19 protein-coding genes are annotated in these 18,036 nt (G+C 54.6%); 13 read left to right on the top strand and 6 right to left on the bottom strand.

What is annotated here, in order from left to right; genetic code table 11:
- The 4 genes from P3C52_RS12990 to P3C52_RS12975 form a co-directional block, all read left to right on the top strand.
- The coding region (locus P3C52_RS12990) for an Rrf2 family transcriptional regulator (protein WP_275555408.1) at positions 1-244 on the top strand (244 nt) is incomplete at its 5' end.
- A 28-nt stretch (positions 245-272) separates the two neighbouring features.
- Positions 273-2,705, top strand: coding sequence for a ribonuclease R (gene rnr / locus P3C52_RS12985; RefSeq protein ID WP_275555407.1), 2,433 nt, complete (start codon positions 273-275; stop codon positions 2,703-2,705).
- Between the two features lie 75 nt (positions 2,706-2,780).
- A complete protein-coding gene (rlmB, locus tag P3C52_RS12980) occupies positions 2,781-3,515 on the top strand; it encodes a 23S rRNA (guanosine(2251)-2'-O)-methyltransferase RlmB (protein WP_275555406.1) in 735 nt (244 codons plus the stop codon).
- Between the two features lie 126 nt (positions 3,516-3,641).
- Positions 3,642-5,276, top strand: coding sequence for an isovaleryl-CoA dehydrogenase (locus tag P3C52_RS12975; RefSeq protein ID WP_275555413.1), 1,635 nt, complete (start codon positions 3,642-3,644; stop codon positions 5,274-5,276).
- Positions 5,277-5,297: 21 nt separating this feature from the next.
- Here P3C52_RS12975 and bsmA read toward each other — a convergent pair whose 3' ends face one another.
- Both bsmA and P3C52_RS12965 read right to left on the bottom strand, forming a co-directional pair.
- The gene (gene bsmA, locus P3C52_RS12970; RefSeq protein ID WP_275555405.1) at positions 5,298-5,621 is read right to left on the bottom strand and encodes a biofilm peroxide resistance protein BsmA; all 324 of its coding nucleotides are present in this window, start codon (positions 5,619-5,621) and stop codon (positions 5,298-5,300) included.
- A 54-nt stretch (positions 5,622-5,675) separates the two neighbouring features.
- Positions 5,676-7,607: a methyl-accepting chemotaxis protein gene (locus tag P3C52_RS12965; RefSeq protein WP_275555404.1), complete on the bottom strand. Its 1,932-nt coding sequence runs from the start codon at positions 7,605-7,607 to the stop codon at positions 5,676-5,678.
- A 176-nt stretch (positions 7,608-7,783) separates the two neighbouring features.
- On the opposite strand from P3C52_RS12965, the gene yjfP reads away from it, so the two are divergent.
- From yjfP to rplI, 5 genes are all read left to right on the top strand, one after another.
- On the top strand, positions 7,784-8,557 hold the full coding sequence (gene yjfP / locus P3C52_RS12960; RefSeq protein WP_275555403.1) for an esterase: 774 nt from the start codon (positions 7,784-7,786) through the stop codon (positions 8,555-8,557).
- A 208-nt stretch (positions 8,558-8,765) separates the two neighbouring features.
- Positions 8,766-9,161, top strand: coding sequence for a 30S ribosomal protein S6 (gene rpsF / locus P3C52_RS12955; RefSeq protein WP_038623908.1), 396 nt, complete (start codon positions 8,766-8,768; stop codon positions 9,159-9,161).
- Between the two features lie 6 nt (positions 9,162-9,167).
- Positions 9,168-9,485 carry a primosomal replication protein N gene (priB, locus tag P3C52_RS12950; RefSeq protein ID WP_275555402.1) on the top strand — a complete coding sequence of 106 codons (318 nt, stop codon included), beginning with the start codon at positions 9,168-9,170 and terminating at the stop codon, positions 9,483-9,485.
- 4 nt (positions 9,486-9,489) lie between these two features.
- A complete protein-coding gene (gene rpsR, locus P3C52_RS12945; RefSeq protein WP_000135199.1) occupies positions 9,490-9,717 on the top strand; it encodes a 30S ribosomal protein S18 in 228 nt (75 codons plus the stop codon).
- A gap of 40 nt (positions 9,718-9,757) precedes the next feature.
- Complete coding sequence (gene rplI, locus P3C52_RS12940; protein ID WP_275555401.1) at positions 9,758-10,207, top strand: 50S ribosomal protein L9; 450 nt, start codon at positions 9,758-9,760, stop codon at positions 10,205-10,207.
- Between the two features lie 81 nt (positions 10,208-10,288).
- On the opposite strand, the gene P3C52_RS12935 is transcribed toward rplI, so the two are convergent.
- Positions 10,289-10,831 (bottom strand): LysM-like peptidoglycan-binding domain-containing protein, encoded by a 543-nt coding sequence (locus P3C52_RS12935; RefSeq protein WP_275555400.1) that lies wholly within the window; start codon positions 10,829-10,831, stop codon positions 10,289-10,291.
- Between the two features lie 215 nt (positions 10,832-11,046).
- Between P3C52_RS12935 and fklB the strand changes: the two genes are divergently transcribed.
- Positions 11,047-11,667 (top strand): FKBP-type peptidyl-prolyl cis-trans isomerase, encoded by a 621-nt coding sequence (fklB, locus tag P3C52_RS12930; protein ID WP_275555399.1) that lies wholly within the window; start codon positions 11,047-11,049, stop codon positions 11,665-11,667.
- Positions 11,668-11,921: 254 nt separating this feature from the next.
- Complete coding sequence (locus P3C52_RS12925) at positions 11,922-12,254, top strand: hypothetical protein (protein WP_275555398.1); 333 nt, start codon at positions 11,922-11,924, stop codon at positions 12,252-12,254.
- Between the two features lie 101 nt (positions 12,255-12,355).
- On the opposite strand, the gene P3C52_RS12920 is transcribed toward P3C52_RS12925, so the two are convergent.
- Entirely contained in the window at positions 12,356-14,296 is a 1,941-nt protein-coding gene (locus P3C52_RS12920; RefSeq protein WP_275555397.1) for a bifunctional 2',3'-cyclic-nucleotide 2'-phosphodiesterase/3'-nucleotidase, read from the bottom strand.
- A gap of 335 nt (positions 14,297-14,631) precedes the next feature.
- On the opposite strand from P3C52_RS12920, the gene cysQ reads away from it, so the two are divergent.
- Positions 14,632-15,375, top strand: coding sequence for a 3'(2'),5'-bisphosphate nucleotidase CysQ (gene cysQ / locus P3C52_RS12915; protein WP_275555396.1), 744 nt, complete (start codon positions 14,632-14,634; stop codon positions 15,373-15,375).
- Between the two features lie 2 nt (positions 15,376-15,377).
- Here cysQ and P3C52_RS12910 read toward each other — a convergent pair whose 3' ends face one another.
- Complete coding sequence (locus tag P3C52_RS12910) at positions 15,378-15,932, bottom strand: YtfJ family protein (RefSeq protein ID WP_275555395.1); 555 nt, start codon at positions 15,930-15,932, stop codon at positions 15,378-15,380.
- A 318-nt stretch (positions 15,933-16,250) separates the two neighbouring features.
- On the opposite strand from P3C52_RS12910, the gene P3C52_RS12905 reads away from it, so the two are divergent.
- Complete coding sequence (locus P3C52_RS12905) at positions 16,251-16,457, top strand: DUF1107 domain-containing protein (protein ID WP_085069893.1); 207 nt, start codon at positions 16,251-16,253, stop codon at positions 16,455-16,457.
- 78 nt (positions 16,458-16,535) lie between these two features.
- On the opposite strand, the gene P3C52_RS12900 is transcribed toward P3C52_RS12905, so the two are convergent.
- The gene (locus P3C52_RS12900; protein ID WP_275555394.1) at positions 16,536-17,858 is read right to left on the bottom strand and encodes a hemolysin family protein; all 1,323 of its coding nucleotides are present in this window, start codon (positions 17,856-17,858) and stop codon (positions 16,536-16,538) included.
- Between the last annotated feature and the right edge of the window lie 178 nt (positions 17,859-18,036).

Genomic DNA, 18,036 nt, shown 5'->3' with positions numbered 1-18,036 from the left:
CCTTGGAAAGCCTGCCTCAGAAATTATTGTTGGGCATGTGGTGCGTCAAATGGAACCGCTACAGCTGGTGAATTGCGATGTTTGCGCAATTACGCCTGCCTGCCGCTTACGTCAGGCATTGAATGCCGCGACTGAACAATTTTTGCGTGAACTGGACAACTATACGTTGGCCGATCTGGTGAAAGATAACCATCCGCTTTATAAAATTTTGCTGCCTGAGCCTGGACTACCTGTCCCCTGCTGACCGGCGGCTGACAAACGGAGGAACCGCTATGTCAAAAGACCCTTTTCAGGAAAGAGAAGCTGAAAAATACGAAAACCCTATTCCCAGTCGTGAGTTTATTCTCGCCCATTTAGAAAAACGCGAAAAACCGGCCAGCCGTGAAGAGCTGGCTGCTGAAATGAATATTAGCGGTGAAGAGCAGCTGGAAGCGCTGCGTCGTCGTCTGCGCGCCATGGAGCGCGACGGCCAGCTGGTATTTACCCGCCGTCAATGCTATGTCCTGCCGGAACGTCTCGATCTGCTGCGCGGTAAAGTGATTGGTCACCGCGACGGCTATGGCTTCCTGCGCGTGGAAGGCCAGAAAGATGACCTCTATCTCTCCGCCGAACAGATGAAGTTCTGCATGCACGGCGATGTCATCCTTGCACAGCCGCTGGGCGCCGATCGCAAAGGTCGCCGCGAAGGGCGCGTGGTGCGCGTGCTGGAGCCGCGCAACAGCCAGATTGTCGGCCGCTATTTCACCGAAGCTGGCGTTGGCTTTGTAGTGCCGGACGATAGCCGTCTGAGCTTCGACATTCTGATCCCGCCTGAAGATATTATGAACGCGCGCATGGGATTTGTAGTGGTCGTGGAGCTGGTACAGCGTCCGACGCGCCGCACCAAAGCAATCGGTAAGATTATCGAAGTGCTGGGCGACAATATGGGCACCGGCATGGCGGTAGATATGGCGCTGCGCACCCATGAAATCCCACACGTATGGCCTGCCGAAGTGGAAGAGCAGGTTGCCAAACTGCGTGAAGAAGTGCCGGAAGAGGCGAAACAGGGCCGCGTTGATTTACGTCAGCTGCCGCTGGTCACCATCGACGGCGAAGATGCGCGCGACTTTGACGATGCCGTTTACTGTCAGAAAAAACGCGGCGGTGGCTGGCGCCTGTGGGTAGCCATTGCCGATGTCAGTTATTACGTGCGTCCCGGCACGCCGCTGGACAATGAAGCGCATAACCGTGGCACCTCGGTCTATTTCCCGTCGCAGGTCGTGCCGATGCTGCCGGAAGTGCTGTCTAACGGCCTCTGCTCGCTGAACCCGCAGGTCGATCGCCTGTGTATGGTTTGTGAAATGACCATCTCCGCTACCGGTAAGCTGACCGGCTATAAGCACTACGAAGCGGTCATGAATTCCCATGCGCGTCTGACCTACACCAAGGTCTGGTCAATTTTGCAGGGCAACCCGGAGCTACGCGAACAGTATGCGCCGCTGGTGAACGATCTCGAAGAACTGCACCGGATGTACCAGGTGCTGGAAAAAGCGCGCGAGCAGCGCGGCGGTATCTCTTTCGAGACGGAAGAAGCGAAGTTTATCTTCAACGCCGAGCGTCGCATTGAGCGCGTGGAGCGCACCGTACGTAACGATGCGCACAAGCTGATTGAAGAGTGCATGATTCTTGCGAACATCGCCTCAGCGCGTTTTGTGGAGAAATACCAGGAACCGGCGCTGTTCCGCGATCACGATCGTCCCAGCGATGAGAGCATTAAGAGCTTCCGCTCCGTACTGGCGGAGTTGGGGCTGTCGCTGCCGGGCGGCAGCAAGCCGCAGCCGCTGGACTATGCCGAGTTGCTGGAAACCATCGCCGATCGTCCCGATCACGAAATGCTGCAAACCATGCTGCTGCGCTCGATGAAGCAGGCGGTTTACGACCCGGAAAACCGTGGCCACTTTGGCCTGGCGCTGGCGTCCTACGCGCACTTCACTTCGCCGATTCGCCGTTATCCCGATCTGCTGCTGCACCGGGCGATTAAATATCTGCTGGCGCAACAGCAGGGCACGCTGGTAGGCAACAGCACGCCGACTGGTGGCTATCACTATGAAATGCAGCAGATGCTGCAGTTGGGCCTGCACTGTTCCCTGACCGAGCGCCGTGCCGATGAAGCGACGCGCGACGTTGCCGACTGGCTGAAATGTGACTTTATGCAGGATCAGGTCGGCAATACCTTTACCGGCGTGATTGCCAGCGTGACCGGCTTTGGCTTCTTTGTCCGTCTGAACGATCTGTTTATCGACGGACTGGTGCATGTCTCCTCGCTGGATAATGACTATTACCGTTTCGATGCGGTTGGCCAGCGCCTGATCGGCGAATCTGGCGGACGCACCTATCGTCTCGGCGATACCGTCGAGGTGCGCGTAGAAGCGGTACATATGGATGAGCGCAAGATCGATTTCGCGCTGATTTCCAGCCAGCGCAGCCCGCGTGGTGAAGGAAAAACCGCCCGCGAGAAAGCGAAAAAAGGCGCAGCCGGCAGCCACAACAAGCGCCGCCGTGAAATGCGTAAAAACGTGAACTTTGAGCCGGATTCAGCCTTCCGCGGCAAGAAAAAAGACGCTGCGCCGAAAGGCGAGAAAAAAGCGAAAAAACCGTCGGAAAAAACGCGTAAAATCGCCGCCGCAACCAAAGCGAAGCGCGCGTCGAAGAAAAAAGAGGCATAGGCGGTAGCAGGCGAACCCTGCCGCTCCGCAGGCCAGAGGGCGGCTGGGCCGCCCGTAACCAGCATCGGATAAAACATGAGTGAAGTAATTTTCGGCATTCACGCCGTACAGGCGCTGTTAGAGCGCGATCCGCAACGTTTCCAGCAGGTCTGGATCCTGAAAGGCCGCGACGATCGTCGTTTGCAGCCGTTGATTACTGCGCTGGAAGCGCAGGGCGTGGTGATTCAAGTCGCTACGCGCCAGTGGCTCGACAGCAAAGTTGAAGGCGCAGTGCATCAGGGCATCGTGGCGCAGGTAAAACCGGGACGTCATTATCAGGAAGGCGATCTGCCTGACCTGCTGGCGTCTATTGAATCGCCGCTGCTGCTGATTCTCGATGGCGTTACCGATCCCCATAACCTCGGCGCCTGCCTGCGCAGCGCGGACGCCGCTGGCGTTCACGCAGTTATCGTGCCGAAAGATCGCTCGGCGCAGCTGAACGCGACGGCGAAGAAAGTTGCCTGTGGCGCGGCGGAAAGCGTGCCGTTGATTCGCGTCACCAACCTGGCGCGTACCATGCGTCTGCTGCAGGAATACCACGTCTGGATTGTCGGCACCGCAGGCGAAGCGACCCATGAAATCTGGGAAAGCAAGCTGACCGGTCCACTGGCGCTGGTGATGGGGGCCGAAGGCGAAGGGATGCGTCGCCTGACGCGCGAGCATTGCGATGATCTGATTAAACTGCCGATGGCGGGCAGCGTCTCGTCGCTGAACGTATCTGTTGCTACCGGCATTTGTTTGTTCGAAGCGGTGCGTCAGCGTCGCGGTTAACCGTTCGGGGCGTGACCCGCGCCCCGAAAACTCCCTCCGTTACAGGCATCTTTTGCGGCTTTCTGCATAATAAAATCATCAATGATTCAGAAGCCCGTCAGGCAGCGAAGCGGCTTCCGTGCGGAGATCCACGGTTATGCCTTTCACTCATACCGTTTTAATCAGCCCCGTCCTCTCAACAACAGCAATCTGTTCCTCTCCGATACGCCGCTGCGTGAAGCCGTGGTGCGCTTTGGCGCGGAATGGGATCTGGAACTGTTGGCATCGGTTGGCCAGCAGCTTGGTAGCAGCGAATCACTGGAGCTGGGCAGGCTGGCGAACGCTTTCCCGCCGGAGCTGCTGCGCTATGACGCGCGCGGCGAACGGCTGGACGACCTCCGTTTCCATCCCGCCTGGCATCTGCTGATGCAGGGACTGTGCGCCAATCGCGTACATAATCTGCCCTGGCAGCCTGATGCGCGTTCTGGCGCATTCGTCGCCCGCGCCGCGCGTTTTATGCTGCACGGACAGGTCGAGTCCGGCACGCTCTGTCCGATTACCATGACGTTTGGCGCCACGCCGCTGTTGCAGGCGAGCCTGCCGTCGCTGTTTGCCGACTGGCTGCCGCCGCTGCTTGCCGATCGCTACGATGCGCATTTACAGCCCGCGCCGCAAAAGCGCGGCCTGCTGATCGGCATGGGCATGACGGAAAAACAGGGCGGCACTGATGTTCTCAGCAATACCACGCGCGCCGAGCCGCTGGCGGCCCGCGGCAGCGGGGAAGCTTATCGGCTCACCGGACACAAATGGTTCTTCTCGGTGCCGCAGAGCGATGCGCATCTGGTGCTGGCTCAGGCACCCGGCGGCATCAGCTGTTTTTTCCTGCCGCGTTTGTTGCCGGACGGTACGCGTAACGCCGTGCGCATTGAACGACTGAAGGAGAAGCTGGGCAATCGTTCCAATGCCAGCAGCGAAGTGGAGTTTGACGGTGCGATTGGCTGGCTGTTGGGCGAGGAGGGTGAAGGTGTACGGCAAATTTTAAAAATGGGCGGCTACACCCGTTTTGACTGCACGCTGGGCAGCCACAGCCTGATGCGTCGCGCTTTTTCAGTCGCGCTTTATCATGCTCATCAGCGTCAGGTGATGGGCAAGACGCTGGTGGAACAGCCGCTAATGCGACAGGTGCTATGCCAGCAGGCGCTCCAGCTGGAAGGGCAAACGGCGCTGCTGATGCGTATCGCGCACGCCTGGTCGCTGCCTGAGGATGAAGTGCAGCGCGCTTATGCCCGGCTGTTTACGCCCGCCGCCAAATTCGCCGTCTGTAAAGACGCGCCGGCGTTTATCGCTCAGTCAATGGAGATCCTGGGCGGCATAGGCTACTGCGAGGAGAGCGAACTGCCGCGTCTCTATCGGGAGGCACCGGTCAACAGCATCTGGGAGGGGGCAGGCAACGTAATGTGTCTGGATGTCCTGCGGGTATTAAGAAAGCAGCCAGCGGTCGTCGAGATGCTGGCTGCCCAGTTTGAGGCGGTAAAGGGGTTGAACCGCCATTTCGATAGCCGCTGGCGTCAGCTGAAGCTGCGTCTGCGCAGGCCGCAGGAAGCGCAGGCGCGTGAGTTAACTCGTCAGCTAATGCTACTGGCGACCGGCCAGCAACTCTTAACCTCGCTGGAACCGCCGCTGGCTGACGCCTGGTGCCGTCAGCATCTGGATACGCGCGGCGCTTCGCTGCTCAGCGATACGGTCACCGAACGATTGCTGCTGCGCGCCAGCGGCGGATAGCCGGACGCCGTTGGCAAAGACTTACTGCTGCGTATTGCCCGTGGCTGGCCCATACAGTACCGCTGAGGCGTACCACATTCCCGGCATCACCGTCTCACTGAGCGCGACAATGTGATAGTAAGTTGCGCCTGACTGATTAGCCTTTTTCGCAATCTCACGCTGCGCATCATCCGGTGAACCGCGCGTGGTGCTGGTAATACTGCCCAGGCGCGTCAGGTTTGTGGTTTGCCCGCGGCTAATTTCCTGCGCCTGTTGAGTAGGAGGCGGCGGCGCTTCGGGCGTCTGACGCAGCGTACTGCAAGCGCTTAACGTCAGGGTTAACAGCAGCAACGGCAGATAACGCATAGTAAACTCCTCATAGCTGGGATCGCTAAAGTGTATGCGATCCCAGCTATTCCGTTAGCCTTTCAGCGTAAAAACACTGACCAGTTCAGTCAGGTGGTGCCCTTTCTTACTCAGCTCGTGCGCGGTCTCTTCCGATTGTGCGACCAGATCGGTATTTTGGTGCGTCGCCTGACCGATCTGCGTCATGGCGATATTCACCTGGCCAATCCCGGCGGATTGCTCTTGCGAGGCCACGTTAATTTCGCCCATCAGCGCTTTCACCTGTTCAATACGCGAAACGATATTTTCCATGGCGCTGCGCGTTTGCTCGGAAAGCGTATGGCCCTTATTGACGCTGCTGATGGAGTTCGCAATCAGGGAGTCAATCTCCTTGGCCGCCTGCGCGCTGCGCTGCGCCAGGGCGCGAACTTCCGCTGCCACCACTGCAAACCCTTTACCATGTTCACCGGCGCGTGCGGCTTCTACTGCGGCGTTAAGCGCCAGAATATTGGTCTGGAAGGCAATAGATTCAATAACATGGGTAATATCGGCAATGCTTTGCGAGGAGACTTTAATCGCTGACATGGTGCTGACCGAATGCGCGACCGTTTCGCCGCCGTGCTGAACGGCGCTGGCGGCTTCCGCAACCAGTTGCAGAGCCTGCGCCACGTTTTCCGCATTCTGCTCCACCGTCGCGCCGAGCTGCTCCATACTGGCGGAAGTCTCTTCCACGCTGCTGGCCTGGCGGGTGATCTGCTCGCTGATATTTTCGCTGCTTACGGCGATGGCGTCGGTACCCTGACTAATATCCTGCGCGGCGGCGCGAACCTGAGAAACAATGCGCGCCAGCCCATCGCCGATCCCGTTGATCGCCGTAATCAACTGGCCCACCTCATCTTTACGCGTGGTTTGTAGCGTTGCCTGCAGGTTGCCGTCCGCATACTGTTCTGCCAGATGAATAACCTGCTTCAGCGGAACGCTGACCCAACGGCGGGTAATCACCACAAAGCCCAGCGCAAACAGGATCACCAGTCCCAGGCCGAGCAGCAGGAAAGTGTTGCGTGCCGAAGTAATCGGCGCCAGCAGGCTGTCTTTATCAACATTGCCAAGAATAATCCAGTTCCAGCCGGGCAGACGCTGCCAGGCAAGAATATGCGGCTCGCCATCCTGAATGGTTTCCAGCGTGCCGCTCTCCTGCGATGTCAGCTGTTGCATAACCTCAGAGGACCAGCGCGCCATTTTACCTTCTTCCTGCCGATGGAAAAGCCAGCTGCCGCGCGTTTTATCCGCCGCGCCGCTCATCACCATAAAATGACCGGTATCGCTGAAAGATTTATTCAGCACTTTGTCACGCATCAAGGTGACCTGTTTCCCGATTTCCACGCCGACGAACAGAATACCGATCACCGTACCGCTGGCATCTTTTACCGGCTGATACTGCGTGATATAGCGTTTGCCAAACAGCGCGGCCAGGCCGCGATAAGCTTCACCTTTACTGACCTGTGCAAAAGCGGCGCTTTGACGATCGAGCTGGGTGCCCATCGCGCGTGCGCCGTCTTCTTTACGCAGCGAGGTGGAGACCCGAATAAAATTGTCGCCGTCGCGCACGAAGATGGTCGAAATGGCGCCGGTACGTTCCAGAAAATCGTCAACGACCGTTTCGTCGAGGTTCAGCGTTTTTAATCCGGCGCGTAACGTTGGCGTAGAAAAATTGCCCACCGTAATACGTGCGCTTTCATCACGGCTAAAGTTCTTCGGCAGGAAGCTTTCAAACAGCCTGGTATAGTTAGTGACTTCTTCGCTAAGGGTGGCATTAAACATGCCGGCCATATCACCAATGCCAGCCACCTGATTCTGCATATTTTCCAGCGTTAATGCTTCCAGCTGTTTTGCTGCATTATTGCTGAGTGCGAGCGTGAGGGCGAAAAACAGCACGGCCACGCTCAATGAGGTCATAACCGAGAGCTTGACCCCTAAACTCGCGCGGCTGAATGAGAGACGCTTCATGAGTCCTTTTACCTTTTAGTCGTATTATGGGATCTCGTTAAACGGCCAAAAATGGTGAATTTTTACCCCAGATTCTGTAAGGAAAAGGAAGTTTTTTTCCTGGTTGGGAGAGCGGTTCAGCAATGCCCTATAATAAAAGGCTATTTTTTCAACAGCGCGAACAGGAAACAAGGGCGATGGCTCAGGAAAAGAGAACGGCGACAAGCATTGAAATTAATACGGAATTGTTTGGTGGTATCGAATGCCTGCATGCCGCGCCAGCGGGGCATCAGGAGGCGGCCCTGCCCACCGTCCTGTTCTGGCATGGCTATCTTTCCTCTAAAGAAGTTTACGCCTGGGCGGCCGTTGGGCTGGCGCAGGCGGGCCTGCGCGTCATTATGCCGGATGCCGATGAACACGGCTCGCGCTATCGCGGCGACAGCGCCTACCGGCTGGCCCATTTCTGGGATATCTTGCGCCGCAATATTGATGAGCTGCCACAGCTGGAAACGGCGCTGCGGGCGCGTGGACTGATCGACGGCGAGCGTTTCGGCGCGGCGGGCGCATCCATGGGCGGCATGACTGCTTTAGGCGCGATGGCGCGCTATCCACAGCTTGCTCGCGTCGGCTGTCTGATGGGATCGGGCTATTTTATGTCGCTGAGCCATACGCTGTTTCCTCCCTTCCAGGCGCAGACGCCCGCTGAACAACAGGCGCTGGCCCGCAGCCTGGCGCCGCTGGCGGAATACGATCCCAGCCGTCAGCTCAGCCGCCTGGCGGATCGTCCGCTGCTGCTCTGGCACGGCGAGGCGGACGAGGTGGTTCCCGTAGCGGAAACCCGGCGGCTGGTCCAGGCGCTGAGCGATGCGCAGCTTGATCGGCAACTCACCTGGCTGACCGAGCCCGACGTCAGCCATAAAATCACGCCGCAGGCGCTCCGTGCGCTGACGGATTTTTTCGTATCTCTTTGATCGTTCAAACTATGCGCGCAAGGCTGAGGTGTCTACCGGTTTACGCCCCAGACTTTCGCGCTTTTTCCGTGATTCCCGCTTGAGTTTCCCCTCGTGCGCCAGTATGATTACGCGTCAATTTTTCAGCCGTACACTAAAACGTTCCTTGCTTCCATGGGCCACGGCTGACCCTGACAGGAGGCTGAATAATCCGTAAGGAGCAAATTCGATGCGTCATTACGAAATCGTCTTTATGGTTCATCCTGACCAGAGCGAACAGGTTCCGGGCATGATCGAACGCTACACTGGTGCCATCACTGGTGCAGAAGGTAAGATCCACCGTCTGGAAGACTGGGGTCGCCGTCAGCTGGCTTACCCGATCAACAAACTGCACAAAGCGCATTACGTTCTGATGAACGTTGAAGCACCGCAGGAAGTGATCGATGAGCTGGAAACTAACTTCCGCTTCAACGACGCCGTTATCCGCAGCATGGTTATGCGTACTAAAAACGCTGTAACCGAAGCATCTCCGATGGTTAAAGCGAAAGACGAGCGCCGTGAGCGTCGTGAAGATTTCGCTAACGAAACCTCTGACGATGCAGATGCCGGGGATTCTGAAGAGTAATCGACCGTGACGGCGAACCGGCTGCGCTTATCGGGCACTGTGTGTCGGATGCCGCTGCAAAAAGTAAGTCCGTCAGGGATTCCGCACTGCCAGCTGGTGCTTGAGCATCGCTCGCAGCAGGAAGAGGCCGGATTCTTCCGGCAAGCCTGGTGTCGTATGCCCGTCATTATTAGCGGCAAAGCGCATCAGGCGGTTACTCAACATATAACGGTCGGCACGCAGCTTAGCGTTGAAGGTTTCATTTGTAGCCACCAAGGGCGCAATGGACTGAGCAAAATAGTGCTGCATGCCGAGCAGATTGAATTGATAGATTCTGGAGACTAGCCAAATGGCACGTTATTTCCGTCGTCGCAAGTTCTGCCGTTTCACCGCGGAAGGCGTTCAAGAGATCGACTACAAAGATATCGCTACGCTGAAAAACTACATCACTGAAAGCGGTAAGATTGTACCGAGCCGTATCACCGGTACTCGCGCTAAATACCAGCGTCAGCTGGCTCGTGCTATCAAGCGCGCGCGCTACCTGTCTTTGCTGCCGTACACTGATCGTCATCAGTAATCGGCCACTGTCCAATTATCGACTTTGAGAGGATAAGGTAATGCAAGTTATTCTGCTTGATAAAGTAGCAAACCTGGGCGGCCTGGGCGATCAGGTTAACGTTAAAGCGGGCTATGCTCGTAACTTCCTGGTACCGCAGGGCAAAGCTGTCCCGGCAACCAAGAAAAACGTTGAGTTCTTCGAAACTCGCCGTGCAGAACTGGAAGCCAAACTGGCTGACGTTCTGGCAGCAGCCAACGCTCGCGCTGAAGCAATCAACGCGCTGGGCACCGTAACCATCGCTTCTAAAGCGGGTGACGAAGGCAAACTGTTCGGTTCTATCGGTACCCGCGACATCGCTGACGCTGTAACTGCAGCTGGCGTTGAAGTGGCGAAGAGCGAAGTTCGCCTGCCGAACGGCGTTCTGCGTACCACTGGTGAGCATGAAGTGAGCTTCCAGGTTCACAGCGAAGTGTTTGCTAAGCTGAACGTGAACGTTGTTGCTGAATAAGTTATTTCAGTAATATGAAAACGCCGACCTGAGGTCGGCGTTTTTGTTTGTGCTGTTTAGCGGTCTGGTGCCATGCATCGGCTAGCGAACGCGCAGAAAGGATCCATCCTGCTGCCGGGTAAAAAGCACCGGGCCGCTATTGCCTTCCACCGTCAGACCTGTCACCACGCCATTCGCATCCTGTCGAATTTTTACCTGCTGACCGCTATGCAGGCTGCTGAGCGGCTTATCATCGCCCTCGACGTCCGCCATGGCGAAAACATCATTGACCGGCAAATTGTTATCACGAAAAAGCTGGGCCAGCGTCTGGCCTGAAGCGATCTGATAGCTACGCCACTGCGCATTGTCCTGTGGCTGCGGCTGGGTAGGCTGCGTCGCGGGCGGGTTATCATAAATTTCCGCCTGCAGCGGCACCTCTTTGCCGTCGCCCTGATTCACGGGACGAGGCGTATTGTCCTGCGGGGTGGAAACGGGCCAGAGAAAAGCCAGCAGCATAACGATGAGCGCCAGAATAATACCGCGGCGGTGAGCTGGTGGCAGCGGATTCATCCAGCTGATGTGATCTGGCAGGTGCCAGAGGCCTGTCAGCCACGATCGGATGCCAGAACGGGATTCCTTCTGCATAACATTATCTCCAGCACTTCGGGCGCGTCGCCGTTGTTCCAACGATGAATTATGGACAAAAAAGACGCAAAGTGCCTGTCTGGATTACAAAAATTGCGATAGCGCTATTGTTTCCTTTTCATTACAAAAAGTCATCGGGAGAATGCAGATTTTACCCTTGCAACGCAGGCTGATATGCTGCGTCCTCTTTTGAGCGAATGATGAAAGGATAAAATATGACCACCCCTTCTTTTGACAGTCTTGAAGCGCAGGCGAGTTACGGTATTGGTTTGCAGGTAGGGCAGCAGCTACTGGAATCGGGTTTACAGGGCTTGTTGCCGGAAGCAATGCTTGCAGGCCTGCGTGATGCGCTGGAAGGGAATGCGCCAGCCGTGCCGGTTGACGTGGTGCATCGCGCGCTGCGCGAAATACACGAGCGTGCCGATGCCGTTCGTCGTGAGCGCCAGCAGGCGATGGCGGCAGAAGGCCAGACTTATCTGCAGGAAAATGGCCAGCGTGAAGGGGTTAACAGCACCGAATCTGGGCTTCAGTTCCGCGTGATCAATCAGGGCACCGGTCCGATCCCGTCCCGTCAGGATCATGTTCGCGTTCACTATACCGGTAAGCTGATTGACGGCACCGTTTTCGATAGCTCCGTGGCGCGCGGTGAGCCGGCAGAGTTTCCGGTAAGCGGCGTTATCGCCGGCTGGATTGAAGCGCTGACGCTGATGCCGGTCGGTTCTAAATGGGAACTGACCATCCCTCACAACCTGGCTTACGGCGAGCGCGGCGCAGGTGCGTCAATTCCGCCATTCAGTACGCTGGTATTTGAAGTGGAATTATTAGAAATTCTTTAATTACGCTTCGATAATTAAATAAATTATACAGGGCAAACATTATTATCTGTTTGCTCTTTTTTATTAAATGCCCTTAACATCTTCTGTTTAAAGGTTATTTATATCAATATTTTCTTATTTTTATTTGCTCACTTACACCTTTCAATAATTTAACAGTATCGCTGTTAATTTGTTAAATTAATTTTGACTATAATCGCCTCGTCTTATTATTAAGGCCCTGTTGAAGTAACCAACCTGTACAAAGAGGGATTGTTATGCGAGAATTAAACGGAAAGAAAATAGCTCAGGCTGGCGGTGGTTTTAGTTTTTTTAACAATATCGGCGCTAATATCGGAAGTTCGATTGGCGGTTTCGTTGATAAAGGAACCGCGCTGTTTGGTCTTCAAACCAATGCCACTGAGGTCGGTTCGCCGTTAGGCACCGGTATCGGTAAGCTGCTTGGCCTGGATATTGGCGGTGCGATTAAAGATATCGGTAACGGCATCGTTGGTATCGTACAGTTTGGCCTTGGTGCGCTGCAGCAAGTGACAAATAAAAAAATACCTGAGCAGAATTTTTTAAAACCGTTAAGTCTGAAAGTTAATTAAATCTGATTATCTGACATTATCTCTATTGCTTTGCTTTAAAATCCGCTGCGTTAATAAAAGGGTTAAATAAAGAGCCAGCCGCCGCTGGCTCTTTTGGTTGCTTATTTTTGCAGGTCAAGTTGATAAATAGCGAAGCCGGTTTCGTCCTGATTAATGTAGCGCATCGGATAACGTGCGTAATCGGCGATAAAGGCTTTTGCTTTTTCCGATGGCGACGTTTCGAAACGAATATCCAGCTGAACATTGCTCTTAATGGGCGCCAACTGCCAGTTATTATCCGCCTGCGGATGAACTTCGCCCTGTGCCTGCGTTTGGGCGCTAATCCAGGCTGAAACGATGGCGCGATTCTCATCCGGCGAGGCGAACGCGATATATTTTTCTCCCGTTCCGGCAAATTTGCCGCCCCAGGCGCGGTAATTATTGGTTGCTATCAGAAAGGTCGCATCGGCATCGACGGGTTTACCCTGCCAGGTCAGGTTTTTAATGCGTGAAGCCTGCGGATGGATTAACTGGCATTCGTCATCGTAGCGAGCTGGCTGGGTGACATCGATCTGATAATTTACGCCATCAATCACATCGAAATTATAGGTGCGGTAATTCCAGTTAATCAGCGATTGCGGTTGCCGCAGCTGCGGATCGATCTGATTAAACTGACCGGCGGAACACTCCAGCCACTCCTTAACCTGCGCGCCATTTACCTTCATCACCACCAACGTATTGGGATAAAGGTAAAGATCGGCAGCGTTACGGAACGTTAAGTCACCTTTTTCCACTTCCACATAGCTGGCCGGATCGTTTTTACGTCCGCCCGCCTTAAAAGGCGCCGCCGCAGACAGCACCGGCAGGTTGGCGAGATCGGGATCGCCCTGAATAAAATGCTCAACCCAGGCGCGCTGGGCATTATTCACAATTTGCACCGTGGGATCGTCCTGCACCAGCGATAAATAGCTGTACATCACATCCGCAGATTTGCCGATCGGTTTTGCCACAAAATCACGCGTTGCGCGATGCACATCGGCCAGCACCGCTACCAGCGCTGCATCTTCCTGTGCCAGCGATTTTTTGGCGGCTTTATCATAAATCGGTCGCGCCTCGGCGCGCGCCTGGGTGACTTTCCATTTGCCGCTGTCATTATCCAGCGTTAAATCCACCACGCCGAGATGATCGCCCCACATACCTGGCATTACGGCCGGAATACCATTCAGGGTTCCCCGTTCAATATCTGCGCCGGGAATAGCGGCAAAATCGGCGCTGGGGAACACCGCATGAGCATGACCAAACATAATGGCATCAATACCTGGCACCTGGCTGAGATACCAGACGGAGTTTTCCGCCAGCGCCTGATAAGGCTCGCTGGATAAACCGGAGTGGGCGACTGCAACGACTATATCCGCTCCCTGCTGACGCATAACCGGCACCCAACGCCGGGCGGTTGCGGTAATATCCTCAACCGTTACTTTGCCCTGCAGGTTAGCTTTGTCCCAAACCATAATCTGCGGCGGAACAAAGCCGATATAACCGACATTCAGCGTGTAGGTTTTGCCATCCCGTCCCACCACTTTTTCCGGCTTTATCAGCCAGGGCGTAAAGCGCGGCTTACCGGTTGCGACATCAATAATGTTGGCGTTGATGTAGGGAAAATGCGCGCCCGCCAGCGTTTTATCCAGATAATCCAGGCCGTAATTGAACTCATGATTGCCTAAATTGCCGACGCTGTAATTCAGCGTATTCATTGCCTGATAAACCGGATGCGTTTCGCCCTTGTTCAGCCCTTTTGCCGCCATATAATCGCCAAGCGGGCTGCCCTGAATCACGTCGCCGTTATCCACCAGTACGCTGTTTTTTGCTTCCGCTCGCGCAGCGGCGATCAGCGTGGCGGTGCGCACCAGGCCGAATTTATCGGTGGGTTTATCTTTGTAGTAATCAAAATCCATCATGTTGCTGTGCAAATCGGTAGTTTCCATAATGCGAAAATCGACCGTTGCGGCGCAAAGCGGTAATGAAACCGTGGTAAAAGCCAGTAACGCTGTACCCTTAATCATCTTTTCCTCCTGAAAATAATCCCTGCAAACTTCTCAAATTAAACTGTAAACGTTACGTTTCAATGCATGAATTTGTGACAGCGAGCAGATAAATAATGCTGCAAACAGCAAATAACGAAGAGAGAACGGTGAGTTAAAAGTGAAGTGCCGGTAACGGTAATGACAGCGATGTGTTAATTATGCTATTGATAACTAAACGATCTGTATAAACAGGCGGCGCATAAAGGCGAAAAAACGCCTGCATGCCAGCTGCTATGCTTAAACAGCATGATCAATCATCGTAGGCTGCGGCGTAATCGCCAGGCTTACTCCGGTCATCGATAAAGAGGTGAAAAATGTTAGAGCAAATTTGCCAGCTGGCGCGCGAAGCGGGCGACGCCATTATGAAAGTTTACGATGGCGAGGCGCCGCTCGACGTTTCTCACAAATCTGACGACTCGCCCGTTACTGCTGCAGATCTGGCGGCGCACCAGGTCATTGTTAAGGGCCTGGAGCAGCTAACGCCCACTCTGCCGATTATCTCAGAAGAGGATCCGCCTGCATGGGAAGTGCGTCAGCACTGGCAGCAATACTGGCTGGTCGATCCGCTGGACGGCACCAAAGAATTTATTAAACGTAATGGCGAATTTACCGTCAACATTGCGCTAATCGATCAGGGCAAACCGGTGCTGGGCGTGGTTTATGCGCCGGTGCTGGACGTGATGTACTCCGCGGCGGAAGGCAAAGCATGGAAAGAGGAGGCGGGACAAAAAGCGCAGATTAAAATCCGTGATGCGCGTCCGCCGCTGGTGGTGGTCAGCCGTTCCCATCGGGATGGCGATGAGCTGTCAGAATACCTGAAACAGCTGGGCGAGCATCAAACGGTTGCCATCGGCTCCTCGCTAAAATTTTGCCTGGTTGCGGAAGGGAAAGCGCAGCTCTATCCCCGTTTTGGGCCGACCAATATTTGGGACACCGCTGCCGGACATGCGGTGGCTATCGCGGCTGGCGCCCATGTTCACGACTGGAAAGGGCGCTCGCTGGACTATGCGCCGCGCGAATCTTTCCTTAATCCCGGCTTCCGCGTTTCTATTTTCTGAGGCTATTTAAGCAGCTGGTGCAGCAGGGCGATTACCTGCTGCACTTCTTCCTGCGTGAGCGCGCCATCTTTTGCAAAGCGTACCCGCCCCGTTTTATCCAGCACCGCCACGGCGGAGCCGCCGTCCTCCAGCTGCCAGGCCTTCTTCGCGGCGCCGTTACTGTCAACGATAAACTGCGACCACGGATACTGCTTTTTATTACTTTCAATGCTGCTACGCACAAACATGCCGGTGCCAAGAATCGCGTCGTCTGTATTGATGATGGTGGTGGTTTGATAACGGTCCTGCGGCAGATGCGCCTGCTTTATCGCCTCGACCAGCGCGGCATTTTTCTCTTTAGCGGATGAGCGACCGGCAATGTGCTGCACGACGCGCACTTTCCCGGCCAGCTGCGCGCTGTTCCAGGAGCGATAGCTGAAATCATCCTGTTGATAGATAAGTTCTCCTTTATCACTGATGCCTACCGGCGCCACGCGCTGTCCGTTGACAAAATCATGGGCGCTGGCGGCTAAAGGCAGCAACAGGCTAAACAGAAGGGTGAGCGGGGCGCGAGTCATTATTTTTTCCTTTTGCAGGTGATCGGACCACTTGGTCATGTTTTTGAAATAATAAGCAGCGATTATGCTGCTGTCTCATCGACCTGCCAGCTTTGCGGCAGACTGCACAAATTCCCTTAGACTGTAGGTTTATACTGTCTCTGGTGGCGGTACTAACAGAGTGTCCTGTAATGATGTGTCAAATCAGTAAAAAAAGTTAATTTTAGGAACACAGGAAAAGGATGTTGTTCTATAGTTTATCGGCACTTTGCGCTTCAAGGGCTCGTACCGATTTTGGCAACGGCGAAGCGTATTCATTTTTCAGGAGTTGAAAGCAACATGAAGATTTTCCAACGTTATAATCCCTTCCAGATCGCCAAATATGTTAAAACATTGTTTAAAGGAAGGATTTACATCAAGGATGTAGGCGCGTTCGAGTTTGATAAAGGCAAAATCCTCGTTCCGCGCGTTAAGGACAAGCAGCATTTTAGCGTGATGTCAGAAGTAAACCGCCAGGTGCTGCGACTACAGGCTGAGTACCAGTAAAAAAACAGGGCGCGATGAACGCGCCCTTGTGCTGTCAGGCGGCACCGAATCAGCCGCCTTTCTGGATGTTCTCTTCTTTTATTCTTCCGCTTCTTTATTAATGGTCAGTACCGCCGGCCGCTCATCAATACGCGTGACCAGCAGCTGATCGATGCGATAGCTGTCAATATCCACCACTTCAAACTTATAGCCGGCGAACTTAACGAAATCGGTACGTTTAGGGATTTTGCGCAGCATATACATCATAAAGCCGCCGATGGTTTCATAGTTGCCGGACTGCGGAAACTCATTAATATCCAGCACGCGCATAACGTCATCAATCGGCGTGCCGCCTTCCACCAGCCACGAGTTCTCGTCACGGGCGACAATCTGCTCCTCCAGGCCCTGACCGACCAAGTCACCCATCAGCGTGGTCATCACATCATTCAGCGTGATAATGCCGACGACCAGTGCATATTCGTTCATGATGACCGCGAAATCTTCTCCGGCGGTTTTGAAGCTTTCTAATGCTTCAGAAAGCGTCAGGGTATCCGGCACAATCAGCGCCGAGCGAATTTGCAGGCCGCTGTTCAGCGCCATGCTCTGGTTGCCCAACACGCGCAACAGCAGCTCTTTAGAGTCAACATAGCCGACGATATGGTCGATATCGCCGTTACAAACCAGGAATTTCGAGTGCGGGTGCAGCGCGATTTTCTCTTTCAGGCTGCTTTCGTCTTCATGCAGATCGAACCAGATAATATTTTCGCGCGAGGTCATGGAGGAGGGCACCGTCCGCGATTCCAGCTCAAACACGTTTTCAATCAGCTCATGTTCCTGTTTACGCAGCACGCCCGCCAATGCGCCCGCTTCCACCACCGCATAAATATCGTCGGAGGTAATGTCGTCCTTGCGCACCATCGGTATTTTAAACAGGCGGAAAATCATATTCGCCATGCCGTTAAAGAACCACACCATCGGGCGGAACAGCAGCAGACAGAAACGCATCGGATTAATAATGCGCAGCGCAATAGCTTCCGGTGAAATCATGCCAATGCGCTTTGGCGTCAGGTCGGCAAACAGAATAAACAGGCTGGTGACCAGCGTGAAGGAACAGATAAAGCTCAGCTGTTCCGCCAGTTCCGGCGAAACCACTTTTTCGAACAGCACCTGAAAAGAGGGAGAGAAGGCAGAGTCGCCAACGATACCGCCAAGAATGGCGACCGCGTTCAGGCCGATCTGCACCACGGTAAAGAACATTCCCGGCGTTTCCTGCATTTTCAGCACGCGCTGCGCGTTGACATTGCCGTCGTCGGCCAGCAGTTTGAGTTTAATTTTACGCGCGGCCGCCAGTGATATTTCTGACAACGAAAAGAAGGCGCTGACCGCAATCAACACGAGTATGACAAGCAAGCTATCTAACATAAAGATTCCGTTGGTTTTGGGTACTTGTCATTTTTGGCCTGGGCAGCGCGCGATGCGGCATCACTGTAACCTTCCGGTTATGCTGAGCTATCCGTGCCAAAAATGTCTGCGCCGGTTCGACACGCAGGTCGGGGCAGAAAGGGATGACAAACGCCGCAAAGCGGCTGCTGAGGATTAT

Source organism: Mixta sp. Marseille-Q2659, assembly GCF_940807255.1.
Classification (GTDB): domain Bacteria; phylum Pseudomonadota; class Gammaproteobacteria; order Enterobacterales; family Enterobacteriaceae; genus Mixta.
This window is presented reverse-complemented; position numbering and strand designations above follow the sequence as displayed.